At 58.5% G+C, this 5243-nt stretch carries 7 protein-coding genes; 3 read left to right on the forward strand and 4 right to left on the reverse strand.

Translation table 11 applies throughout. The features are described from left to right. The 3 genes from O6929_05550 to O6929_05560 all read right to left on the reverse strand — a co-directional run. The coding region (locus O6929_05550) for a hypothetical protein (protein ID MCZ6479850.1) at nt 1-517 on the reverse strand (517 nt) is incomplete at its 3' end. A gap of 77 nt (nt 518-594) precedes the next feature. Further along, the gene (locus tag O6929_05555; GenBank protein ID MCZ6479851.1) at nt 595-1191 is read right to left on the reverse strand and encodes a hypothetical protein; all 597 of its coding nucleotides are present in this window, start codon (nt 1189-1191) and stop codon (nt 595-597) included. 78 nt (nt 1192-1269) lie between these two features. After that, nucleotides 1270-1536 (reverse strand): transposase, encoded by a 267-nt coding sequence (locus O6929_05560; protein MCZ6479852.1) that lies wholly within the window; start codon nt 1534-1536, stop codon nt 1270-1272. 541 nt (nt 1537-2077) lie between these two features. Here O6929_05560 and leuB point away from each other — a divergent pair. From leuB to O6929_05575, 3 genes are all read left to right on the forward strand, one after another. Continuing rightward, complete coding sequence (gene leuB, locus O6929_05565) at nt 2078-3151, forward strand: 3-isopropylmalate dehydrogenase (GenBank protein ID MCZ6479853.1); 1074 nt, start codon at nt 2078-2080, stop codon at nt 3149-3151. A gap of 113 nt (nt 3152-3264) precedes the next feature. After that, nucleotides 3265-3684 carry a secondary thiamine-phosphate synthase enzyme YjbQ gene (locus O6929_05570; GenBank protein ID MCZ6479854.1) on the forward strand — a complete coding sequence of 140 codons (420 nt, stop codon included), beginning with the start codon at nt 3265-3267 and terminating at the stop codon, nt 3682-3684. A 22-nt stretch (nt 3685-3706) separates the two neighbouring features. Then, nucleotides 3707-4228 (forward strand): DUF1844 domain-containing protein, encoded by a 522-nt coding sequence (locus tag O6929_05575; protein ID MCZ6479855.1) that lies wholly within the window; start codon nt 3707-3709, stop codon nt 4226-4228. Between the two features lie 63 nt (nt 4229-4291). Here the strand turns inward: O6929_05575 and O6929_05580 are convergent, their stop codons facing one another. Next, nucleotides 4292-4993, reverse strand: a complete 702-nt coding sequence (locus O6929_05580; GenBank protein ID MCZ6479856.1) for a DUF3047 domain-containing protein — start codon at nt 4991-4993, stop codon at nt 4292-4294. Between the last annotated feature and the right edge of the window lie 250 nt (nt 4994-5243).

A 5243-nucleotide genomic window follows, 5' to 3' on the forward strand; every position in this document is an offset into this window, starting at 1 on the left:
GGTCGGGGTTAGCCTGGAGGGGTGGATCAGCGAATTGGACGCTGACCTCCGGGGCGGCAAAGCGCTCAGGCACTAACAGCATCGTTACGAGGGCGGCGTCTTCCAAGCGGGGATCCGCTTTGCTCACGCCTGTGATGGTCACCTCTGGCGGATCCGGCAGCGTCGTTGGCGCCCGATAGAGTCCCTCAGGACTGATCGTTCCGATAGTAGTATTCCCGCCGGTCAGGTTATTGACGCGCCACTCGACCGCCGTGTTTGCTGTGAACTGGACGGCGCCACCCACAAGGACCGTGGCCGTCTTGGGGCTCACGGTGACAATCTGGACGACAATAAAGTTCTCCTGCGACGTCGCGCTGCCGAGAGGCGTAGTAACCGCGATGGGGCCGGTGGTGGCGCCTGCCGGAACCTCGGTGGTGATCGTCTGATCGGTCGAGGCCGTCACCGGTGCGGAGGTCCCGTTGAAGCTCACCTGGTTTTGACTCAGCGTCGGGCTAAAGCCGACCCCAAAGATCGTCACCTCGGGGTCAATATAATGGGGTCAAATATAATGGGGTCAAAGCTTTACATTTGACACTTTGGTCAAATATAATGGGGTCAAAGCTTTACATTTGACACTTTCCGCTCCAGGTGCTGCAGCAATGCCGAGATGTGTCCCGGCCGGTTCCCTTGATGAGCCAAACGCCTCACCACCTGGGAAACGGTCACGGCCTGCATCCCCCCGACCCGGTCGCCGACTTCACGTAAGGTGAGGGGAGTAAAGCGCCTCAAGGCATAGACGAGCAGTTTCCGACGCAACCGGGGATCCGTGGTTAAGCGGGCCACCGCCTCCTCGATTCGGGTCACGTCCCGCGGCTTTTGGAGGTGCCGTAACTGGGAGATTGCTCCATCGCGCCGCCTCGGTAGAAATCGGCGCTTTACCCAGTCTACAAAGCGGTCACTCCCCAGCAGTATCCCGCCTTCTGCCGCTGCAAATGGCTCCCAGGAGTCTTGGAGCCCCGCTGTGGTAAAGCGGTGAAAGGCCTGCCTTGCCTCGCCACGGCTCCGTCCCAGCTGTCCCAAGAGCCACTTTGTCTCCTGGAAGCTGGCTGGCCGTCGCCGGCCAAGGAAGGTCGCGTAACTGGACCAGGCGTAGGCCTCGGGCTTTCGGACGAGCTTGGCCTTGACCGGATTGAGGTGAATATACCGCGACACGGCCAGGGAATATGCCTCCTTGTCGACCAAGAGGGCTTTGTAGCGTCCTTGGAAGAGGGGCCCGATCCGGCGATGGCGTCAATTAAACCACTGCGTATAGCGGCTATCGAGCTGTTGCATGAGACGGGAGAGATGGCCGTGCGGGGTCTCCAGATACAGATGGTAGTGGTTCGGCATCAGGCAGTAGCTATGTACCCGAAACCCGAAGGAGGCATGCAGAAGTTCCAGGAGGTTGAGGAACTGGGTGTAGTCGCTCTTATCCGCGAAGATGATGCGCTGCTCGACGCCCCGATTCACGACGTGGTAGAACGCGCCAGGATAAGCAATGCGTAACGGTCGCGCCATGATTGGTCAGGAGAGAGGTCCCTGGACAACGGCTTCGAGAAAGCAGGATATCAAACACGAGGAAGGATGTCAAATGTAAATCTCTGACCCCCTGCTTGCGGCTTCCCCACTTGCCAAAAGCAAAACGCCCTCCGGGCCATGCTTCGCCCGGGAGGGCGTCTGAATGATTGGTGTGCCGTTGAGTGTGCCTGAGGTGGGCCGGGGGGATATGCTCATCCCGGTTCCATTTCAACCTCGCGGGAGCTTCCTGCTCCCCTCATGCGTTACCACACGCAACAACTCGAGGGGTCGCCGTAGGGGGGCGAATCGTAGATCAGGGAGATACGATCTGTCAATATGTATTCGGTTTTACTTTGGAATGGGATCGCTGCAGATGGGGACGGCGAGCAATCCGGATGAATTTCTGCGTAATGTCTTGAAGTGAAGTCAGGGAAGAACACAGTAAGCCTTGACTCGCATGGCCAGATATGGTACCTGCCGGGCCGGAAGCAACAGCCATCAGGCATGCTGCACGGCGGGATAGGAGGCGCACGAGGGAGATATGGCCACAATCGTCATCATTCGAGGGGACGGCATTGGGCCCGAAGTCGTGGAGGAGGGTCTCAAGGTTCTCAAGGCAGCCGCCCGGAAGGTGAGCCTCGCCTTGGAGTTTCAGGAGGCGCTCCTCGGAGGGGCGGCCATCGACGCCACCGATAATCCCCTTCCAGAAGAGACACTGCACCGCTGCAGGCAGGCGGACGCCATACTCCTCGGCGCGGTAGGCGGTCCCACGTGGGATTCCCACCCACGAGAGAAGCGTCCCGAGCAAGGGATTCTCGGACTCCGAAAGGCGCTTCAGCTTTATGCCAACCTTCGCCCGGTCCGTCTCTTTCCTTCCCTCCTTGAGGCCTCCCCGCTGAAACGGGAGGTGATCGAGGGAACCGATTTCATCATCTTTCGGGAACTGACCGGCGGGCTCTATTACGGAACCCCGCGAGGAATCGACAAGTCAGGAGAAGAGGAGCGGGCGGTAGATACGTTAAGCTACACCACCTCCGAAATCGCCCGTATTGCCCGGCTGGCCTTTCAGGCGGCAGAAGGTCGCCGGAAGAAGGTCTCCTCGATCGATAAGGCCAATGTACTGATGAGTTCTCAGCTCTGGCGGAGGGTGGTGATGCACGTCGCGCAGGAGTTCCCCGGGGTCACCCTCGAACACATGTTAGTAGATACCTGCGCGATGCAACTCATCCGCAACCCATGCCAGTTCGATGTCATCGTGACCGAAAACATGTTCGGCGACATCCTCTCTGATGAGGCAGGGGCTATCGCGGGCTCGATCGGGCTTCTCCCGTCCGCCAGCCTGGGGGGCGCAGGGGGCCTTTATGAACCGATCCACGGGGCCGCCCCCGACATTGCCGGTACGGGCCAGGCCAATCCAATTGGAACCATCCTCTCCGCCGCCCTCCTCCTGCGTTACTCCCTCAAGCAGCAGGAGGCGGCGACTACCATTGAAGCAGCCGTAGAGCAGGTACTCGCCCAAGGCTATCGAACCCCAGAGCTCGAGCAGCCTGGCACTGAGCTCGTTGGGACCCAACGCATGGGCGACCTGATCACTCGAGCCGTAGAAACAGCATAGCCACACCAAGTCTTGACCGATGACCGCCGACCGATGACCTGGACATTTCCAATTTCGAAATTCGAATTTCGAATTTCCGTGAGTGCTGACGGCTATGTTAAGGAGGACGCCTCATGAAATCGTATCGAGAGGAACTGTGGTTCGAGACCAAAACGCGGCGGGCCTATATCAACATCACTCCCCAGGTGAACGCGGCCCTGAAAAAGAGTGGAATCCGGGAGGGAATCTGTCTCGTCAATGCCATGCACATCACCGCAAGCGTGTACATCAACGATGATGAATCCGGTCTCATCCAGGATTACGACGATTTTCTCGAGCGGCTCGCCCCTCATGAGCCGGTGGCTCAGTATCGCCACAACCGCACGGGAGAGGATAACGGCGATGCCCACCTCAAGCGTCAGGTTATGGGCCGCGAGGTCGTAGTGGCCATTACCAACAGCAAGCTCGATTTCGGTCCCTGGGAGCAGATCTTTTATGGCGAGTTCGACGGCCGGCGGCGGAAGCGGGTGCTGATCAAGATCATCGGCGAGTAACCCCCCGGACGAGGGTCGCCTCTTGCGACCGACGACGGAGGCATCTATTCTAGGACTGCTCTCTCCTGCGGGAAACATGGTTCTTTCACTGGAGGTGATGCAGGTGGCGCACAAAGATCCAAGCGAAGAGGAAGAGCCCAGCTTTCGTGTGGTGGACCGACGGAGGATGGGTCCAGAGGGTTCTCAAGAGCCCGCCCAGGTACCGGAGTCCGAGCCGGAGAAGACGGCCGAATCCCCCCCTTCGGAACAGAAAAAGAAGGAGGAGGAGTTCGTACTTCTTCCCATTCCTGACCTCGTGCGCATTTTGATCGCCGAGCTGCAGACGCGCGCGTTAGTGCACATGGGGTTGATCCCCAACCCTGCGACGCATCTCGTCGCAAAAGACCTGCCTCAAGCCCGGCTGGCCATTGACTGCGTCGCAGCACTGATTGAGCAACTCAGTCCCTTGGCAGCGCCGCCGGAGCGTGAAGAACTACAGCACATGCTCGCGAACCTAAGGCTAAGCTTTGTCCGGCAAAGCGGCGGGTCACACGGAGCCGCGTGACAATTGGGGCGAGATCCCCTCGACCGGGCGCAGAGGGACCGGGGCATCCCAGGCGAGGGTGCGTCAGGGATGCCCTTTTGCCTTCAGATACCTCCAGTAGGCCTCGCTTCGTGATTTGGTGTGCTGGCTGTTGATCTGTATTCGGATTCCGGCAATTTTGCCGGGATGACCGCCATAGAGTTTCCTGTAGTCTTCGACCACGTTCCGGTTCTCGGTAATCCACTTCCCTTTTTCCGCCTCGCCGGACTCGATCACCACTACTCTGATGCGCAAGAATGGATACACCGGTGGAAAAGTGGGCTCCGCGATGGTTCCCTTTGGAGCATTGCTGTCCCAGATGTAGGCGATGACGTCTTTCTGCAAAAAATCCGGCGTGAACACCAGGTAGAGTTGGGCGGCCTGGTCGTCCGTACCGAGGCTGCGGAAATCTCCCCACTTCGGCATCTCGGTGACCTTCCATTGCCACTCGAGGAATGGGGTCTGCTTGAGGTCTATGTCAACCTCTTTCTGGATGGCAAAGGACGAGGAATTGCTCCGAAGCCTCAGCACCCGGCCGTTCCCGTCTTTGACGAGGCTCAATTCCGCTTTTCCAATCTTTTCCGTCAGTTCCCATCCCGGGGGGACCCCGTCTCTTTCCTGCCCAAAATCGACGATGACTACTTCCTCTACACCAAGCGCCCCTCCGGGAACTAGGCAGAGGCTCAGGACAAGAACCCCAATGAACCAGCTAATACGTGACAATAGTCCTCGAACGAGCTGCGCCACGTCTCCCCTCCGGTGACCTTCCCCACTGACGGGAAAGCCGATCCGAATATTACCTGTTGCAAAGCACATGCCGGCAGTGAGAGAGGGTAAGAGAGAACGAATAAAGTTAAAGACTTGCTGGAAAGCGAGAGCGACTTGCGATACATGAGGGCAACATGACGGGCTTCACACACAATTGTGACTCCCTTTCTTGCCTTTCTGGAGAGATAACCTCCTTCGGGCCATTCCACAGGTTCGGGAACAAATTCCT

Source organism: Candidatus Methylomirabilota bacterium (assembly GCA_027293415.1).
Classification (GTDB): domain Bacteria; phylum Methylomirabilota; class Methylomirabilia; order Methylomirabilales; family CSP1-5; genus CSP1-5.

Coding starts and splice junctions, on each gene's coding strand:
- O6929_05560 (MCZ6479852.1), bottom strand. CDS start 1,536: ATGGCGCGACCGTTACGCATTGCTTATCCTGGCGCGTTCTACCACGTC.
- leuB (MCZ6479853.1), top strand. CDS start 2,078: ATGGCCACAATCGTCATCATTCGAGGGGACGGCATTGGGCCCGAAGTC.
- O6929_05570 (MCZ6479854.1), top strand. CDS start 3,265: ATGAAATCGTATCGAGAGGAACTGTGGTTCGAGACCAAAACGCGGCGG.